This is a genomic window from Peribacillus sp. TE19612, assembly GCF_056279465.1.
In genome coordinates this window covers 1-17816 of record NZ_JBWCCL010000019.1, presented here as the reverse complement: position 1 = coordinate 17816, position 17816 = coordinate 1, and the positions used below count along the sequence as shown (strand labels likewise).

The 17816-nt window shown below is 41.9% G+C and carries 16 protein-coding genes; all 16 read left to right on the top strand.

Translation table 11 applies throughout. The features are described from left to right. Positions 1-195: 195 nt before the first annotated feature. The 16 genes from spoIIE (at position 196) to lysS (ending at position 17390) form a co-directional block, all read left to right on the top strand. Positions 196-2670: a stage II sporulation protein E gene (gene spoIIE, locus ACZ9AO_RS23755; RefSeq protein ID WP_251543744.1), complete on the top strand. Its 2475-nt coding sequence runs from the start codon at positions 196-198 to the stop codon at positions 2668-2670. 191 nt (positions 2671-2861) lie between these two features. Continuing rightward, positions 2862-3599, top strand: coding sequence for a VWA domain-containing protein (locus ACZ9AO_RS23750; RefSeq protein WP_034316300.1), 738 nt, complete (start codon positions 2862-2864; stop codon positions 3597-3599). Beyond that, positions 3565-4563, top strand: coding sequence for a protein kinase domain-containing protein (locus tag ACZ9AO_RS23745; protein WP_311294575.1), 999 nt, complete (start codon positions 3565-3567; stop codon positions 4561-4563). The genes ACZ9AO_RS23750 and ACZ9AO_RS23745 overlap by 35 nt, the downstream gene beginning before the upstream one ends. Positions 4564-4656: 93 nt before the next feature. After that, positions 4657-6051, top strand: a complete 1395-nt coding sequence (tilS, locus tag ACZ9AO_RS23740; protein WP_476110800.1) for a tRNA lysidine(34) synthetase TilS — start codon at positions 4657-4659, stop codon at positions 6049-6051. A 31-nt stretch (positions 6052-6082) separates the two neighbouring features. Beyond that, a complete protein-coding gene (hpt, locus tag ACZ9AO_RS23735) occupies positions 6083-6622 on the top strand; it encodes a hypoxanthine phosphoribosyltransferase (protein WP_048690059.1) in 540 nt (179 codons plus the stop codon). A gap of 117 nt (positions 6623-6739) precedes the next feature. Continuing rightward, positions 6740-8800, top strand: a complete 2061-nt coding sequence (gene ftsH / locus ACZ9AO_RS23730) for an ATP-dependent zinc metalloprotease FtsH (RefSeq protein WP_081088801.1) — start codon at positions 6740-6742, stop codon at positions 8798-8800. 166 nt (positions 8801-8966) lie between these two features. Beyond that, positions 8967-9746, top strand: a complete 780-nt coding sequence (locus ACZ9AO_RS23725; protein ID WP_048690032.1) for a type III pantothenate kinase — start codon at positions 8967-8969, stop codon at positions 9744-9746. A 26-nt stretch (positions 9747-9772) separates the two neighbouring features. After that, positions 9773-10654: an Hsp33 family molecular chaperone HslO gene (hslO, locus tag ACZ9AO_RS23720; protein WP_034316295.1), complete on the top strand. Its 882-nt coding sequence runs from the start codon at positions 9773-9775 to the stop codon at positions 10652-10654. An 18-nt stretch (positions 10655-10672) separates the two neighbouring features. Continuing rightward, the gene (locus ACZ9AO_RS23715; RefSeq protein WP_476110797.1) at positions 10673-11569 is read left to right on the top strand and encodes a peptidyl-prolyl cis-trans isomerase; all 897 of its coding nucleotides are present in this window, start codon (positions 10673-10675) and stop codon (positions 11567-11569) included. Positions 11570-11699: 130 nt separating this feature from the next. Further along, positions 11700-12626: a cysteine synthase A gene (gene cysK, locus ACZ9AO_RS23710; protein ID WP_048690037.1), complete on the top strand. Its 927-nt coding sequence runs from the start codon at positions 11700-11702 to the stop codon at positions 12624-12626. Positions 12627-12789: 163 nt separating this feature from the next. Further along, complete coding sequence (folP, locus tag ACZ9AO_RS23705; RefSeq protein WP_476110796.1) at positions 12790-13626, top strand: dihydropteroate synthase; 837 nt, start codon at positions 12790-12792, stop codon at positions 13624-13626. Position 13627: 1 nt separating this feature from the next. Then, positions 13628-13987, top strand: a complete 360-nt coding sequence (gene folB / locus ACZ9AO_RS23700; RefSeq protein WP_034316287.1) for a dihydroneopterin aldolase — start codon at positions 13628-13630, stop codon at positions 13985-13987. A gap of 2 nt (positions 13988-13989) precedes the next feature. Further along, positions 13990-14517 carry a 2-amino-4-hydroxy-6-hydroxymethyldihydropteridine diphosphokinase gene (gene folK, locus ACZ9AO_RS23695; protein WP_251543752.1) on the top strand — a complete coding sequence of 176 codons (528 nt, stop codon included), beginning with the start codon at positions 13990-13992 and terminating at the stop codon, positions 14515-14517. Beyond that, positions 14469-14681, top strand: coding sequence for a helix-turn-helix domain-containing protein (locus ACZ9AO_RS23690; RefSeq protein WP_034316283.1), 213 nt, complete (start codon positions 14469-14471; stop codon positions 14679-14681). The genes folK and ACZ9AO_RS23690 overlap by 49 nt, the downstream gene beginning before the upstream one ends. A 24-nt stretch (positions 14682-14705) precedes the next feature. Further along, positions 14706-15704, top strand: coding sequence for a tRNA dihydrouridine synthase DusB (dusB, locus tag ACZ9AO_RS23685; protein ID WP_251543753.1), 999 nt, complete (start codon positions 14706-14708; stop codon positions 15702-15704). A gap of 192 nt (positions 15705-15896) precedes the next feature. Continuing rightward, positions 15897-17390, top strand: a complete 1494-nt coding sequence (lysS, locus tag ACZ9AO_RS23680; RefSeq protein WP_161798638.1) for a lysine--tRNA ligase — start codon at positions 15897-15899, stop codon at positions 17388-17390. Positions 17391-17816: the final 426 nt, after the last annotated feature.

Below are 17816 nucleotides of genomic sequence, written 5' to 3'. Positions count from 1 at the left end.
AAAACTTTGCTTTTCTTCAAAAAAAAAAAGAACACCCGTTTCTGTATTGGAAAAAAAGGCACAAAAACCTGTATACAAATGATTATTCAACAAGAATTTCGTCGAACGTTTTTCTTATCCGCTTATAAAATTCTGACAAAAAAATAGACAAGCCCTCTTTATAATAAAAATCACTAATACGAATGGGGTGTTGAAATGGAAAAAGTGGAAAGACCTATGATGGAACCTCTTGGAGATGTTCAGTTAAAAGAAGCGAAGGCAGGGGCCATCAATTGGATCCAACAACTGCAAATGAAGAGTGAAGACATATTCATAAAAAAAGGTATCTCTTTAGCAATCATCGGTTTCTTATTAGGAAGGGCTTTAATTCTTTCGCAGCTGGCACCATTTGGACTTCCGTTTTTCGCAGCCGTTTTTCTCATGAGACGTGATAGGGCTCCACTGGCATTGTTCGGATTGATTGCAGGTGGGCTGACCGTTCACTATTCGAATAGTTTAGTCATCTTTGCATCGGCGTTCCTGCTCCTGTTATTTCATAAGATCAAGAAGCCCGCCGTGGAAGGACAATTCAAGACGATGTCGATGTACGTCTTCGCTTCACTATTCCTGGTCAACCTGGCCGAGCAATATCTGGTATTTCGAACGATTCAGCTGTACGACTTGATGATGGTAGGAGTAGAGGCGGGACTCGCGATGATTTTAACTTTAATCTTCATACAGTCCATCCCGATGCTGACCGTTAGGACAAAGGCCCAATCATTAAAGACGGAGGAAATTGTCAGCATCATCATCTTGCTGGCTTCGGTGATGACCGGAACCATCGGCTGGATGATATACGATTTATCACTCGACCATATATTCTCGCGATACCTGGTCCTCCTCTTCGGGCTGGCGGGAGGGGCCGCCATAGGCTCCACTGTAGGTGTAGTTACTGGATTGATATTCAGCTTGGCAAGTATTGCCAGTCTATATCAGATGAGCCTTCTCGCATTTTCAGGGCTTCTGGGCGGACTATTGAAGGAGGGAAGGAAGATAGGGGTTGCTAGCGGCCTCTTGATTGCCACATTACTGATAGGTTTATATGGTGAGGGCACCAATAATATTATGGTGACCCTTTATGAATCACTTATAGCTGTGGCCCTATTTATATTGACACCGTCATCCATCATCAACAAAATAGCGAAACATATACCGGGAACAGTCGAGAATTCGGATGAACAGCAGCAGTATGCCCGAAAAGTGAGGGATGTCACCGCTCAAAGGGTGGAGCAATTCTCACATGTATTTGAGGCGCTTTCTAATAGCTTTTCCCAAGTGGATGAAAGGGGAAGATTGGAGGAAGATGAGAAAGAATTCGACTACTTCTTAAGTAATGTAACGGAAAAGACGTGCCAGCTTTGTTTTAAAAAGGAACAATGCTGGTCCAAGAACTTTAATACAACCTATGACGGCATGCAGGAAATTATGCTTCAATTAAGTGAAAATAATGGTCAGCTCCCCCAAAAAACTTCGAAAGAATGGGGGAAATATTGCAGTCGCGGGCCTCAGGTGATCGGGGCGATATCACAGGAGCTTACTTATTTTGAAGCTAACCAAAAATTAAAAAGGCAGGTGAAGGAGAGTCGGAAGCTAGTGGCGGATCAACTGCGGGGCGTTTCGGCAGTAATGGATGATTTTGCAAAAGAAATTCAAAGGGAAAGGAAGAATCATCATGTACATGAAGAATCCATTTTGGAAGCCATCCAGGATTTTGGCCTGCACATAGGCCATGTGGAAATATACAGTCTAGAACAAGGAAATGTTGATATAGAGATGAGTGTCCCATACTGCCAGGGCAGAGGGGAATGTGAAAAGTTGATTGCACCTATGCTTTCTGACATTTTAGGTGAAACGATAGTCGTTCATTCAGAAGAGTGTGCAACGTATCCAAGCGGGCAATGTGAGGTGATATTTAGGTCAGCAAAAAAATTCACGGTCGAAACGGGTGTGGCTCATGCTGCCAAGGGGGGAGGGCTTGTATCAGGAGATAGTTTTACGACCATGGAAATTGGCTGCGGCAAATTCGCAATAGCCATTAGTGATGGAATGGGAAATGGGGAAAGGGCCCATTTTGAAAGTACAGAAACATTGAAGCTGCTACAAAAATTTTTACAATCGGGAATAGAAGAAAAAATAGCCATTAAATCCGTAAACTCCGTATTATCTCTACGCACTACCGATGAAATATTTTCGACTCTTGATTTGGCAATGATTGATCTTCAGGACGCAAGGGCTAAGTTTTTAAAAATCTGTTCGATACCGAGTTTCATTAAAAGGGGGGATAGGATAATAAAAATTGAATCAAGTAACCTCCCTATGGGGATCATCCAGGATTTCGATGTTGATGTAGTATCAGAAGAGCTGAAGGCAGGGGATATATTAATCATGATGAGCGATGGAGTGTTCGACGGCCCCTCACATGTTGAAAATATCGAGTTCTGGCTAAAACGAAAAATCAAGGAAATGGAAACTGACGATCCGCAGGAAATATCTGATTTAATATTGGAAGAGGTCATCCGAACAAAAGGCATCATAGATGATGACATGACAGTGGTGACATCGAAAATTAAGCATAACACACCGAAATGGGCATCCATTCCCGTTTCCCCAAAACGCAAAAAGGCCCAGTAAAGGCCGTTTATATATAAAATAAATAAAACCCAAAATGAGGTGGTGTAAATGGAAGAAGGATAAAAGGTAAAGGGATGAACTCTTTTCAATCATTCCGCTCCATGATATGACTTGATGTAATGTCTATTGCGTATAAATTACCCTTTTTTAGTCAATTATGGTAACAAATTGATAGGAAGGGAGAGCAAAACATGAAAGCAGGAACATTAAGACAGATTTTGCTTATAACCGACGGATGTTCAAATCATGGTGAGGAGCCGTCTGCCATGGCTGAATTAGCAAGGGAGCAAGGCATAACCATCAATGTCATAGGTGTAATGGAAAATGATGTGATAGATGAAAAGGGACTTAAGGAAATCGAGAAGATTGCTGGTTCAGGAGGTGGCGTAAGTCAAGTAGTCTATTCGCAGCAGTTGTCCCAAACCGTCCAGATGGTGACACAAAAGGCGATGACTCAAACGATACAGGGAGTCATCAATCGTGAACTTCAACAAATACTCGGAGATTCAAAAACGATGGAGGATCTTCCGCCGGATAAACGGGGAGAAGTGATGGAGGTGGTCGATGAGCTTGGGGAAACAAGCAAGCTCGAAGTACTGATTCTTGTTGACACCAGTGCAAGCATGAAACATAAACTGCCTACAGTAAAAGATTCCTTATTAGATCTTTCCCTTAGTATGAATGCAAGGATGGGTGACAGCCGTTTTTCCGTATTCGTATTTCCTGGGAAAAGAAATGACGTTGAAAAGTTGCTGGATTGGACCCCGAACCTCGAAGCCTTGACGGCAACTTTTCCTAAGCTTAGTACAGGGGGACTCACTCCGACAGGTCCAGCCATTCGTGAAGCTTTAACTCATTTCAACAAAAAACGTTCATTGAGGGGATTGTTATCACATGATGATGAACAATACTTTGAGGAATCAATGTAAACTTCTGCCTGGCAGTTTGGTCACTGGAAAATGGAATAAAAACCAGTACAAAATAATTAAGGAATTGGGGTGTGGAGCGAACGGGATCGTTTATTTGGTTGAAAGCGGAAATCGTCATTATGCTTTAAAGCTCAGTGATAATGGGACGTCCATTATTTCGGAGATGAATATCCTAAAATCCTTTTCAAAGGTCCAGGGGTCTACCCTTGGACCTTCCTTTTTGGAAGCGGATGATTTCATGAAAACAGGAAAGCAGCTCCCTTTTTATGTCATGGAATATATCCATGGACACGATTTTTTGCGTTTCATCGATAAGAAAGGGTCGTCATGGATTGGAGTCTTGATGCTTCAGCTTTTAACAAGCTTGTCTGCATTGCACTCCAATGGCTGGGTGTTCGGTGATTTGAAACCCGAGAACTTGATCGTGACATCACCAGCCTATAAGGTTCGGTGCGTGGATGTTGGCGGAACCACCTTGATCGGGCGGTCTGTTAAAGAATTCACCGAGTTCTTTGACAGGGGATACTGGGGACTTGGATCAAGAAAGGCCGATCCGCAATATGACTTGTTCGCTGTGGCGATGATTATAATCAATTCTGCCTATCCCGGACGTTTCCAGAAGAAAGGGGAGGGGTATAAACAGCTTAACGACTTGATTAAGCAGAAAAAGGAATTGCATCCATACAGGAAGATGTTGGATAAGGCGCTCCGCGGGCAGTATGATTCAGCCGTCCAAATGCGGGAGGATCTGGTCACTGTGCTAAGTAAGCAAAATCATTCGAAGAAAAAGGGCCCGAACCAGACAGCGAGGGGTCAGCAGCAAACCGCGCAACCTTCAACAAGACAAGCAAGAAGGTCCCAAAACCAATCAAAAAAGAAAAGCGGCGGTTTTTTTGAAACGTTTTTGCTGGTTGCCATCATATCGATGCTCTATGTTCTTTACATATATGAACAGTTGTTATGATATAGTTATTAGGTGAATGCCGTGAAATGGTTGAAACCATTTCATGATTGAATCGTATAAAACTAATGCCTGTCCATAAAGAAGGAAGATTGTATGTTAAAGGAAAAAGTTCTGAGCACCATTTATAGAAACGAATTGATTAAGGAAAACTCGAAGTTGCTAATAGGCGTTTCCGGAGGACCGGACTCGCTGGTGCTTCTCCATATCCTTAAGGAAATTCAGCCTCTTTTTCATTACGAGATGATCGTAGCAAGTGTTGACCATATGTTTCGTGGTGAAGAATCCTATGGGGATTATAAATATGTCGAGCATATTTGTGAACGGTGGGGCATTACATTTGAGGGAAAAAGGATCGATGTTCCTGCCCAGATGGAGCAGACGGGGGAAAGTTCACAAATAACGTCAAGAAAGCTGCGTTTTGCTTTCTATAAGGAAGTCATGGATAAGCATCAAGCCTCCACGCTTGTCCTGGGGCATCATGGAGATGATCAAATAGAAACGATGCTCATGCGTTTAACAAGAGGGGCGACAGGCAAGGCAAGAGCGGGTATCCCCATAAAGAGACGTTTTCATACAGGGAATCTGATCAGGCCTTTTCTTGAAATCACGAAAAGCCAAATAATCGAATATGCAGGCCTCCATGATATTGAACCAAGGTTTGATCCGAGCAATGAAACGGGTGTCTATGCAAGAAATCGTTTTAGACATGAAGTTCTTCCGTTTTTAAAGAAAGAAAATAGAAAGGTTCATGAGCATTTTCAACGATTCAGTGAAGAGCTATATGAAGATGAAGAGTTTTTTTTGAACCTGGTTTCAAGCAAAATGTCCGAGGTTTGGATCCAGCAGGATAAAGATCAAGCGGTTATTCAGATTGATAAGGTTCTTGCGATGCCTAAACCTTTACAAAGAAGGGCGATTCAACTAATATTAAACTATCTTTATTTGGAGAGACCTTCATCGCTTTCGGCATTACATATTGACCAACTTTTAGTTTTGTTTTTGAATCCTCAACCATCTGCAGAATTGCATCTTCCGGAGGGCCTTATTGCGGAAAAATCATATCAAACTTGCACGTTTAGATTTTTCCGGCAAAAAAGCCGTGAATATTCCCTAAAATTACAAATTCCCGGTGAGACTATTCTTCCGAATGGATATAAGATTAAAGCGCACTATATAAAAGAAGAAATTCCGGTACTTAGGGGAAATCATTCTTTTATTCTTCCCGAATCAGCTGTTCAGTTTCCGCTTACAGTCCGAACCAGGAATGAAGGTGAACGGATGGCCGTCAAGGGATTAGGTGGAACTAAAAAGTTAAAGGATATTTTTATTAATGAAAAGATCCCGATGCTAGAAAGAAATGTGTGGCCGGTCATCATCGATCAAACGGGTACGGCGATTTGGCTGCCTGGTTTAAAGAAGTCGAATGTTGAGCCGGATATAATTTCTGATGAAAAATCTTTAATTTACTTAGAATATAAAAAAGCTTAATTCTTCATGGGGGGCAATAATTACAATGACCATGCAAAACGACATTGAAAAAGTTTTAATAACAGAGGAAGAACTTCAATTGAAAATAAGGGAATTGGGTGCGCAGCTTGAAGCTGATTACCAAGGTAAGTTCCCGTTGGCCATCGGAGTGCTGAAAGGCGCCATGCCATTTATGTCAGATTTACTGAAACGTGTGGATACACATCTTGAAATGGACTTTATGGATGTTTCGAGCTATGGTAACTCCACTGTATCTTCCGGTGAAGTGAAAATCATCAAGGATCTTGATACATCCGTTGAAGGCCGGGATATTTTAATCATCGAAGATATTATCGACAGCGGTTTGACTCTTAGCTATCTTGCGGAACTTTTCCGTTATCGCAAAGCAAAATCAATTAAAATCGTTACCTTATTGGATAAACCAACAGGCAGGAAAGCGGATATCACTCCGGACTATGCCGGGTTCATCGTTCCGGATGCATTTGTTGTCGGATATGGTCTTGATTTTGCGGAAAAGTATCGTAATCTCCCGTATATTGGCATATTGAAGCCTGAAATTTACTCGAATTAATCGTACCTGTTTGAAAGGGAAGACCAGATAAAAACAGCGGTGTTAAATTATTGTAATTCATTAATTTTGTATGATAGTATTTACTATAGTTTGTTTACCCGTGGGAGGAGGTAAGGGATGAATCGGATCTTCCGTAATACCATATTTTATTTACTGATCTTTTTGGTCATCATTGGGATTGTAAGCATTTTTAATAATAACAATGAACCAACGGAGAAAATGACCCAAGATGAATTCTATAAGCATTTGGAGAATGGGGACGTTACTGCACTGACGATGCAGCCCGAAAGCAGTGTATTTGAAATCACAGGAAAGCTCAAAGGTTATGAGGAAAACAAATTCTTTGTGACGTACGTGCCTTTCAGTGAATATTCGCAAAGTCGGATAAATGATGCCGTAACCAAGTTGGATAAGGACATCATCACTGTGGAACCTCCAGAAAAAACAAGTGGCTGGGTGACATTTTTCACTTCCATCATTCCATTTGTAATCATTTTTATCCTCTTCTTCTTTTTACTTAACCAAGCTCAGGGCGGCGGTGGTGGCCGCGTCATGAACTTCGGGAAAAGTAAGGCGAAATTGTATAATGATGATAAGAAAAAAGTTCGCTTCAATGATGTTGCCGGGGCGGACGAAGAAAAGCAGGAACTTGTCGAGGTCGTTGAATTCTTGAAAGATCCTCGCAAATATGCCGAGCTTGGAGCCCGTATTCCTAAAGGGGTACTTTTAGTTGGGCCTCCTGGTACAGGTAAAACTTTACTTGCACGAGCAGTAGCTGGTGAAGCCGGAACTCCTTTCTTCTCAATCAGTGGTTCTGATTTTGTTGAAATGTTTGTGGGTGTCGGTGCATCCCGTGTTCGTGATTTGTTTGAAAATGCTAAGAAGAATGCACCATGTATCATCTTCATCGATGAAATTGATGCAGTCGGTCGTCAACGTGGCGCAGGTCTAGGTGGCGGTCACGATGAACGTGAACAGACATTGAACCAATTACTAGTGGAAATGGATGGTTTCGGTGGTAATGAAGGAATCATAATCATCGCTGCGACTAACCGTGCTGATGTATTGGATCCGGCATTATTGCGTCCGGGACGTTTTGACCGTCAAATAACGGTAGGCCGCCCTGATGTTAAGGGCCGTGAAGAAGTGCTGAAAGTGCATGCACGCAATAAACCATTAGCAGAAACAGTCGATTTGAAAGCGATCGCTCAGCGTACTCCAGGATTTTCTGGTGCAGATCTTGAAAACTTACTGAATGAAGCGGCTCTTGTTGCTGCCCGTCAAGATAAGAAGAAGATCGATATGTCCGATTTGGATGAAGCTTCGGATCGCGTTATCGCAGGACCTGCCAAGAAAAACCGTGTCATTTCCAAAAAGGAAAGAAATATCGTAGCGTGGCATGAAGCGGGCCATACCATTATTGGGCTGGTTCTGGATGATGCCGAAGTCGTTCATAAAGTTACGATTGTCCCTCGTGGTCAAGCTGGCGGTTATGCAGTTATGCTGCCGAAAGAAGATCGTTTCTTCATGACGGAACCTGAGCTAAAAGATAAAATCGTAGGACTATTGGGTGGCCGTGTAGCCGAAGAAGTTACATTCGGAGAAGTGAGTACCGGTGCGCATAACGACTTCCAGCGTGCAACGGGCATAGCTCGTAGCATGGTTATGGAATATGGAATGAGTAAGCTCGGACCGCTTCAATTCGGTAATTCTCAAGGTCAGGTCTTCCTAGGCCGCGATTTCAACAATGATCAAAACTATTCAGATGCAATAGCATATGAAATCGATCTTGAAATTCAACGTATCATCAAGGAAGCATACGAAAGATGTAAGAAGATCCTTACTGAAAATCGTGAAAAACTTGATTTGGTTGCAAAAACCCTGCTTGAAGTGGAAACACTTGATGCGGAACAAATCAAAGGTTTATTCCATAATGGTAAATTACCAGATCGGGATTATACGGCCCTGAATGGGAATTTAACCACTGATGAGAATGTCAAGGTGAACATCAATAAGAAGAAGGAAGAAAAAGAGGCCCTATTGGATCCATTGGATAAGAGAGGACCTGAGGACCTTGAAATAACGGAGGAAGGATTGAATACTCCTCCAATCAAAGAAGGTGCACCTCAAGATCAGCCGCTTTCCTTCCCGAACGAAGACGACAATAAAAAGTCTTAATCGACTAAATTCAAAAGGGTATTTCCGCCTCGGAAATACCCTTTTCTTAACTCTTAAATTAATTATGATAAAGTTCCTGGGATACCTTTCGAAAAGTGCGACTAATAGCGTGGGAAATAACAGTGTGGTATGATGTTGGAGAATAATTTACCGGAGTGATGAAACGATGATTTTTGTATTGGATGTTGGGAATACGAATACCGTATTAGGCGTATACGATGAAGATATTTTAAAATATCATTGGCGAATTGAGACTAACCGTCATAAGACAGAAGATGAGTATGGAATGATCATAAAGTCTTTGCTGCAGCATGAAAGTCTTACGTTTGATCAATTTGATGGAATCATTATTTCTTCGGTAGTTCCGCCAATTATGTTTGCACTTGAACGCATGTGCAAAAAATACTTTGGAATTAAACCGCTTATAGTTGGACCTGGAATAAAAACTGGATTGAATATTAAATACGAAAATCCCCGTGAGGTGGGAGCGGACCGAATCGTTAATGCTGTTGCTGGCATTCAGGAATATGGAAGCCCTCTCATTATCGTGGATTTTGGTACGGCAACGACATATTGCTACATAAATGAGGATAAACAATACATGGGCGGAGCCATTGCCCCGGGTATAAATATTTCTACTGAGGCGCTTTATTCAAAGGCAGCCAAACTTCCGAGAATAGAAATCAGCCGGCCGGAAGGAATTATTGGGAAAAACACGGTGTCCGCCATGCAGGCTGGTATTTTGTATGGGTATGTTGGGCAGGTAGAAGGAATCGTTAATCGAATTAAAGCGCAAAGTAATCTAGAACCAACGGTAATAGCGACAGGTGGACTGGCTACCTTAATTGCTAACGAGTCTACTGTTATTGACGTTGTGGAGCCATTTTTGACCTTGAAGGGGTTGCAGCTGATTTATAAACGTAATCGTGAGCAAGTGAAGAAGTAACATAAAGCATGAAAGGAGCAATATAAATGAAGGATTATCTAATAAAGGCGTTAGGTTATGAAGGACAGGTTCGTGCATATGCTGTTTCAACAACAGACACCGTAGGAGAAGCTCAGCGACGCCATTATACATGGCCTACTGCTTCGGCTGCCCTTGGACGGGCTATGACGGCAGGCGTTATGATGGGTGGAATGTTAAAAGGTGAAGAAAAGCTGACGATTAAAATCGAGGGCGGTGGTCCAATTGGATCCATCCTGGTCGACAGCAATGCAAAGGGAGAAGTCCGCGGGTATGTCACTCATCCGCAAACCCACTTTGATTTGAATGAGCAAGGTAAGCTGGATGTCAGGAAAGCAGTGGGTACCGATGGATTGTTGACTGTTGTGAAAGATATTGGTCTTCGTGATTACTTTTCAGGGCAAGTACCGCTTGTATCGGGAGAACTGGGTGAAGATTTCACTTATTACTTTGTTACTTCCGAACAGGTGCCTTCTTCAGTGGGGGTTGGAGTCCTGGTAAATCCGGATAATTCAATCCTTGCAGCGGGCGGATTTATCATTCAGTTGATGCCGGGTACATCCGATGATACGATTTCCAAAATCGAAAAAAGACTAAGCACGATTACTCCAGTTTCCAAGATGATTCAAAACGGCATGACTCCTGAAGAAATCCTAACCGAAATTTTAGGTGAGGGCAATGTGAATATATTAGAAAAAGTGGATGTCCAGTTCTCCTGTCAATGTTCAAGGGAAAGAATAGCGAATGCATTGATCAGCCTGGGGCAGGCTGAGATTCGGGATATTATTGAGACAGACGGACAAGCGGAGGCGCATTGTCATTTTTGTAATCAGACCTACCAATTCTCTAAGGAACAACTTGAGGAACTGGAAGCGGAAACCAAAAAATAATGTACGGGGGATAAGGGTTTGCCAAAACACAAGCTTCGGGCAATTATTGCTGGCCTTGCCTTGTTGAACCTATTGACTATCATTATCTTTGTCATAAAACCACTAATCATTTCAAAAACCGTCATTGGGGAAGAAACGGCCGCGAAGGTCGGGTCGAAGGATATTTCCCGGGACGCATGGATGAATGAGCTCGAAAAAAGATATGGGGAAGATGTACTTGAGGAAATGGTCGATAAAGAGGTAGTGAAACAGGCAGCTGAAAAATACAAAGTGAAAATTTCGGATGAAGAGCTAGATCGGGAACTTAAAATGATGAAAACGATGTATGGGACTGCCGGTCAGAACCTTAATAAAAGTAACGATCAATTGAGGCAGGAAATTCAGTCGAGTCTCCTCCTCGAGAAGCTCCTCACCAGGGACGTTTCGGTTTCCAAAACGGCAATGCGGAATTATTATGATAATAATAAGGATATCTATAAAATCCCTACTGCTTTCCATATTTCCCATATTACCACGTCTACAAAAAAGCAGGCAGACCAAGTCATACGTGAACTGGAGAAAGGTGTCTCCTTTGATGTCTTGGCGATGGAAAAGTCCCTTGATGAATTTACTGCCAATCAAGGGGGCGACATGGGTTATATATCACAGGATAACGAGCAAGTATCCAAGGAATACATTACCGCTGCTGAGAAATTGAAGGTGAAAAAGTGGAGTGATGCAATCCAAACGGAGGATGGCTGGGCCGTTCTCTACCTGCATGAAAGAATAGAGGGCAAACAATATGAATATGAAGAAGTTAAAGACAAGATTCACCGCCAAATAGCTCTTGAACAGATTCAGGCACCGGTCTCAGGGAAAATTTTCTGGGACGAATTTGATGTAGAATGGTTTTATGGATTGAAGGAAGAAAAGTAGGTCAATGGTTGTGTGAGAAAATTTAGAATATAGTATATAATCATTGACAATGAACTATTAAAACTGGTAACTTTAAAATTATAAAACCAATAAACATACTCGGTATTGAAATGATAAGGGAGTGGAGAAAATGGCACGTATAGCTAATTCTGTAATCGATTTAATTGGACAAACACCTATTGTTAAGTTAAACAAGCTTCAAAATGAAAACAGTGCAGATATTTATTTGAAACTTGAGTACTTTAACCCAGGCAGCAGTGTAAAAGACCGTATCGCCCTTGCGATGATCGAAGCGGCAGAAAAAAATGGTACCCTTAAGCCAGGTGATACGATCATTGAACCTACAAGCGGAAATACTGGAATAGGCCTGGCGATGGTAGCTGCGGCAAAGGGCTATAAATCAATTCTGGTTATGCCGGAGACGATGAGCTTGGAACGCCGTAACTTGCTTCGCGCTTATGGCGCAGAATTAGTTCTTACTCCTGGGCCTGAAGGAATGAAGGGTGCAATCGCAAAGGCGACTGAGCTTTCTAAAGAAAAAGGTTACTTCATTCCACAGCAATTCGAAAATGAAGCCAACCCTGAAGTACATCGGAACACTACAGGCCCTGAAATCGTTGAAGCCTTTGGAGATGAAGGACTGGATGCATTCGTTGCCGGAATCGGTACTGGCGGAACCATTACAGGTGCCGGTGAAGTCCTGCGTCAGAAATTCCCTGACATTAAAATTTACGCTGTTGAACCTGCCGATTCCCCAGTATTATCGGGCGGGACTCCAGGACCTCATAAAATCCAAGGAATCGGAGCAGGCTTCATTCCAAGTATATTGAATACAGATCTCTATGACGAAATCATTCAAGTCAATACAGAGGAATCTTTTGATTATGCACGCCGCGCAGCAAAAGAAGAAGGAATCCTTGGCGGAATTTCTTCTGGAGGTGCAATCGCAGCTGCCATTAAAGTGGCTGACAAACTGGGAAAAGGCAAAAAGGTACTTGCCATCATACCAAGTAATGGTGAACGCTACTTAAGTACGCCATTATATAACTTTGAGTAAGACAAGACGCTAAAAATGAGAAGCGAAGTTCCTTAGGGGCTTTGCTTTTCTTTTTGCAGTAATGTCTGCAGAGGTGTTCCGAATCTTCATGGAGCTTGCACTATGCCTGTGTAAATGGGTAAACTCGTATATATAGATTTCTTTAAGTGAAGGAGAACGTTGGATGTCATTAGCTGGAGCGTCAAAAATAAAATGCGGTTCATTTGATTTGGATTACAGCAATAAAACCTTAATTATGGGGATTTTGAATGTTACCCCGGACTCCTTTTCGGATGGCGGGAAATATAATCGGATAGATGCTGCTTTGAAGCATGCCGAACGGATGGTCAACGATGGAGCGGATATATTGGATGTAGGCGGAGAGTCCACCCGACCTAATTATGAGAGGATATCGGAGGAAGAGGAGATAGAGAGAGTCGCCCCGATTATAGAGGCCATATCCCGTAATATTGAGGTTCCAATATCGGTCGATACGTATAAATCAAGAGTGGCGGAAGCGGCGGTAAAAGCAGGAGCCCATATATTAAATGACATTTGGGGAGGTAAAGCCGATTCCTTGATGTCGAAGGTTGCTGCGGAATATAAGGTGCCGATCATCTTGATGCATAACAGGGGTAATATGGAATATGGACATTTTGTTCGGGATGTACTTCAAGATATATTCGAAAGCATCATGTTGGTGAAGGATGCAGGTGTCAAGGATGAAAACATCATACTCGATCCAGGAATTGGCTTTGCGAAAGATTTAAAGTTAAATTTAGAAATGATGAGGAATCTTGATAAGCTGGTATCGTTAGGTTATCCAGTTCTGTTAGCCACATCAAGAAAGTCCATGATTGGACATGTTCTGGACCTGCCGCCTAGTGAGCGAATGGAAGGAACGGCCGCCACAATCTGTCATGGCATTCAACAAGGCTGTCAAATGGTTCGCGTACATGATGTGAAGGAAATGGCACGGACTGCAAAGATGATGGATGCTCTTTTAGGAAAAGGTGAATGATATGGATAAGATATATGTGAATAAAATGGAGTTTTACGGTTATCATGGAGTTTTTCCGGAAGAAACGAAGCTTGGTCAGCGATTTAAAGTGGATTTAATCGTCCAGACTGATTTAGCCAAGGCAGGAAAGAGTGACAACCTTGAAGACTCAATCAACTATGGCGAGTTATATGAAGTGTGTAAAAATGTTGTTGAGGGAGAACCTTTTAAGTTAGTGGAAGCTGTCGCTGAAAAAATCGCCTCTGAACTGCTTAATAAATATTCTTCCATCGAGACATGCACCGTCAAGGTTTATAAACCAGATCCTCCAATAGCGGGTCACTATGATTCGGTTGCTATAGAGATTGTAAGGGGACGCTGATTGTGAGAAATATTGCTTACCTTTCAATAGGGTCGAATTTAGGTGATCGCCTTGAAACATTCAGAAAGGCTTTCCAATTATTGTCTGAAAGCCCGCATATCAAATTGGTGTCATGCTCCTCATTTTATGAAACGGACCCGATAGGATATGAAGACCAGGACTGTTTTTTAAATGCTGTCCTTAAAGTGAAAACCGATTTAGAAGCCGAACAATTACTTCACGCTTGTATGAAAATTGAACAGGATTTAGGGAGAAAAAGGGAAATTAGGTGGGGTCCTCGTACTTTAGACCTTGACATTTTGTTATATAATCATGAAAATATTGAGACAGAGATTCTGTCAGTCCCGCACCCTCGTATGCACGAGAGGGCTTTTGTTATCGTGCCTTTAATGGAAGTGGACCCAGATATATCACTTCCACAAATGCATGCACCTTTGAGCGACCTGCTTGAACAGATTTCGGATAAAGAAGGAGTTCGATTATGGAAGGTGAAAAATGGGGAAGGCGTATTCGCGCTTTTCGAAAGTTAAAGGGTTATACCCAGGAAGGGTTTGCGAGGGAGATAGGTGTTTCCGTTTCCTTGCTGGGAGAAGTTGAACGAGGGAACCGTAACCCTTCAGAAGCATTTTTACTGGAAGTGGCGGAAATTCTTCATATTTCCATTGAGGAGCTTCAGCCACCTGAGGATAAATGAAAGAATGTTATAGGGGGTCACAAGGTGTTAAGAATAGGCGATATAGAAATGAAGAACCAGGTAGTGCTGGCACCGATGGCGGGAGTCTGTAACTCGGCATTCCGCTTGACTGTCAAGGAATTTGGAGCTGGTCTTGTTTGTGCGGAGATGGTCAGTGACAAGGGAATCGTTCTTAAAAATGCTAGAACGATGAATATGCTTTATATAGATGAAAGAGAAAAGCCGTTAAGTTTGCAAATCTTTGGCGGTGAGAAGAAATCTTTGGTTGAAGCTGCGCAATTTGTAGATAAAAATACAACTGCTGACATCATCGATATCAACATGGGCTGTCCTGTCCCTAAAATCACTAAATGTGATGCGGGTGCGAAGTGGCTTCTCGATCCAAACAAAATTTATGAGATGGTTTCAGCGGTGGTTGATGCAGTTGAAAAGCCGGTAACGGTAAAAATGCGCATAGGCTGGGATGATGAACACGTTTTTGCGATTCAAAATGCTCAGGCTGTTGAACGCGCAGGTGGTAAAGCTGTTTCCATGCATGGCAGAACACGTGTTCAAATGTATGAAGGAAAAGCTAACTGGGACATCATACGTGAAGTGAAGAAATCGATTAATATCCCCCTTATCGGTAACGGTGATGTGGAAACTCCACAGGATGCGGAAAGAATGCTGAAGGAAACGGGTGTTGATGGAGTCATGATCGGCCGTGCAGCTCTAGGTAACCCGTGGATGATTTACCGGACTGTAAAATATCTTGAAACCGGTCAACTGATGGATGAGCCTTCAGTTCGTGAAAAGATGGATGTTTGCGTGCTTCATATGGATCGTCTGATTGCGTTGAAAAATGAAAATGTCGCCGTTCGCGAAATGCGTAAGCATGCTTCTTGGTATTTAAAGGGTGTTAAAGGGAATGCTACGGCTCGCAAAGGAATTAATGATTGTGAAACAAGGGAAGATGTTGTTACGCTTCTTTATGGACTTGTTGATGAAGTGGAAGCGAAGCAACAAAATATCCAAATGGTCTGAATTTGACATCACCTTCCTATTTTCCTATAATACGCTTATCTTAACTGCCAGTAATCCTGGCAGTTTTTATATGTACATAAACAATGTTTTATGATAAAAAGCTGTTGAATTCCTTAACTTTATGTAAGAATAAATATGTATGCAAAAGAATTTCTGATTAATTATATAAAGCATTTATTAATAAAGATGGAGATGATTTTCGTGAGTCATGAAGAATTGAATGACCAACTGCAGGTAAGGCGCGATAAAATGCAGGCTATGATGGATAATGGACAAGACCCTTTCGGGAGCAGATTCGAGCGCACACATAACACTCAAGAGATAATCAGTGCTTATGGTGAATTAGAAAAGGAAGATCTTGAAGAAAAAGAAATTGAAGTTACGATCGCTGGCCGTGTCATGACGAAGCGAGGAAAAGGGAAAGCGGGATTTGCCCATATCCAGGATATTAGCGGTCAAATCCAAATCTACGTCCGTTTAGATAACATAGGTGAAGATTCTTACCAAATTTTCAATCAAACGGATCTTGGCGACATCGTAGGAGTAACTGGCGTTATTTTCAAAACTAAAGTCGGGGAACTTTCCATTAAAGCTAAAGAATATGTTTTCCTTGCTAAAGCGCTTCGCCCGTTGCCTGATAAATTTCATGGCCTAAAGGATGTTGAAGAGCGTTACCGAAAACGTTATGTCGATTTAATTACAAATGAGGAAAGCAAAAATACGTTGATCATGCGCAGTCGCATTGTACAAGCCATGAGAAGGTATTTGGATGATCATGGGTACCTTGAAGTGGAGACGCCGCTATTGCACTCTGTTGCTGGTGGAGCAGCTGCACGCCCATTCCTTACTCACCATAATGCTTTGGATATGCCTTTGAATTTAAGGATTGCCATTGAACTTCATCTAAAACGCTTGATCGTTGGCGGATTGGAGAAAGTTTATGAAATTGGCCGGGTTTTCAGAAATGAAGGGGTATCCACAAGACACAACCCTGAATTCACATTGATTGAATTATACGAGGCTTATGCGGATTACCAAGATATCATGAGTTTAACGGAAAACCTGATTGCCCATATTGCTCAGGAAGTTCTGGGCACGACTACCATCCAGTATGGGGAGTATGAGATAGAGTTAAAACCGGAATGGAAACGACTTCACATGGTTGACGCTGTAAAAGAATATACCGGTGTGGACTTCTGGAATGAAATGAGTAAAGAAGAAGCCCAGCAGCTTGCTAAAGAAAATGGGATTGAAATTAAGGAATCCATGGAATTCGGCCATATCGTAAATGAATTCTTTGAACAAAAGGTGGAAGATAAGTTAATTCAACCTACATTCATCTATGGACATCCAGTGGAAATCTCTCCTTTAGCAAAGAAAAATCCGGAAGATTCCCGTTTCACAGATCGTTTTGAGTTATTCATTGTAGGTAGGGAGCATGCAAATGCGTTCACTGAACTTAATGACCCGATTGATCAACGTCAACGCTTTGAAGCTCAATTAAAAGAACGAGAGCAAGGTAATGATGAAGCTCATGAAATGGATGAAGATTTCCTGGAGGCGTTAGAGTACGGAATGCCGCCTACTGGCGGACTCGGAATTGGTGTTGACCGTTTGGTTATGCTATTGACCAATTCTCCTTCCATACGTGACGTCCTGCTATTCCCTTTAATGAGACATCGCTAATATAAGTAAAATGAGTTTTGATTGCATGCCGAATTCGGATGGCTGGGATCATTGGGGGCAACCTCTGATCCTGGTAAGTCCAATTCGGTTTTTGTTTTTTAATTATAATTTCATATCTTTTATATAGTACGAATTCTGGGGTTTGAAAGAAAAACAACATTATCTCAAAAAAACTTTATAAAAGGTATTGCACAGTTAACGTAATGGTGTTATATTTATATCTGTCGTTACGAACGAGTTGCAAACAGATTACAAACTTTAAAAAGTTTTTAAAAAAGTTGTTGACTCAGAGTAAAGGAAATGTTATTATAAATAAGCTGTTCCGAAAGACATTGCTCTTTGAAAACTGAACAAAACAAAGCGCCAACGTTAAATTTTAAGTGAGCACACACTATCAAAAAAGCAAATGAGCAAGTCAAACATTTC

Excerpts from the sequence above, each read along its gene's own strand:
- spoIIE (WP_251543744.1), top strand. The coding sequence starts at position 196 with ATGGAAAAAGTGGAAAGACCTATGATGGAACCTCTTGGAGATGTTCAG.
- folB (WP_034316287.1), top strand. The coding sequence starts at position 13,628 with ATGGATAAGATATATGTGAATAAAATGGAGTTTTACGGTTATCATGGA.
- tilS (WP_476110800.1), top strand. The coding sequence starts at position 4,657 with ATGTTAAAGGAAAAAGTTCTGAGCACCATTTATAGAAACGAATTGATT.
- cysK (WP_048690037.1), top strand. The coding sequence starts at position 11,700 with ATGGCACGTATAGCTAATTCTGTAATCGATTTAATTGGACAAACACCT.
- ACZ9AO_RS23725 (WP_048690032.1), top strand. The coding sequence starts at position 8,967 with ATGATTTTTGTATTGGATGTTGGGAATACGAATACCGTATTAGGCGTA.
- ACZ9AO_RS23690 (WP_034316283.1), top strand. The coding sequence starts at position 14,469 with ATGGAAGGTGAAAAATGGGGAAGGCGTATTCGCGCTTTTCGAAAGTTA.
- hslO (WP_034316295.1), top strand. The coding sequence starts at position 9,773 with ATGAAGGATTATCTAATAAAGGCGTTAGGTTATGAAGGACAGGTTCGT.
- ACZ9AO_RS23750 (WP_034316300.1), top strand. The coding sequence starts at position 2,862 with ATGAAAGCAGGAACATTAAGACAGATTTTGCTTATAACCGACGGATGT.
- lysS (WP_161798638.1), top strand. The coding sequence starts at position 15,897 with ATGATTTTCGTGAGTCATGAAGAATTGAATGACCAACTGCAGGTAAGG.
- ACZ9AO_RS23745 (WP_311294575.1), top strand. The coding sequence starts at position 3,565 with ATGATGATGAACAATACTTTGAGGAATCAATGTAAACTTCTGCCTGGC.
- ftsH (WP_081088801.1), top strand. The coding sequence starts at position 6,740 with ATGAATCGGATCTTCCGTAATACCATATTTTATTTACTGATCTTTTTG.
- hpt (WP_048690059.1), top strand. The coding sequence starts at position 6,083 with ATGCAAAACGACATTGAAAAAGTTTTAATAACAGAGGAAGAACTTCAA.
- folP (WP_476110796.1), top strand. The coding sequence starts at position 12,790 with ATGTCATTAGCTGGAGCGTCAAAAATAAAATGCGGTTCATTTGATTTG.